The sequence below is a fragment of the Tenacibaculum sp. M341 genome, assembly GCF_004337695.1.
Taxonomy (GTDB): Bacteria; Bacteroidota; Bacteroidia; order Flavobacteriales; family Flavobacteriaceae; genus Polaribacter.
The window spans coordinates 1-304 of record NZ_SJXJ01000122.1; the positions used below are offsets into that span (position 1 = coordinate 1).

The 304-nt window shown below is 24.3% G+C and carries 1 protein-coding gene; it reads right to left on the reverse strand.

The window, feature by feature from the left end; translation table 11 throughout:
- A partial coding sequence (locus tag EYW44_RS22550; RefSeq protein ID WP_207893836.1) for a hypothetical protein occupies positions 1 to 199 on the reverse strand: 199 nt, incomplete at its 3' end.
- Positions 200 to 304 lie beyond the last annotated feature (105 nt).

Below are 304 nucleotides of genomic sequence, written 5' to 3' on the forward strand. Positions count from 1 at the left end.
TAATGTTACCTAAAATCGATTTAAAAACGATGTTACTTAAATAATAAGAACCAATAGGGATAAACGCATAAGGCAATGAGTCAGTATATATATGTAAATTAAAAATGTTTTTTATATAAGCAAGAACAGCATAAGCTATACAAATACCTAAAATTAGAGTAAAATGAATAACTTGTAATAAACTAATTTTTTGACTCATTGTTGCTAGTTAAGTAATTAACTTAAAAAATCATTAACTGTTTTAGTAATAAAAGCTAATTGTTCTTCATCTAGTTCGTTATGCATTGGAAGAGAAATTACAGTA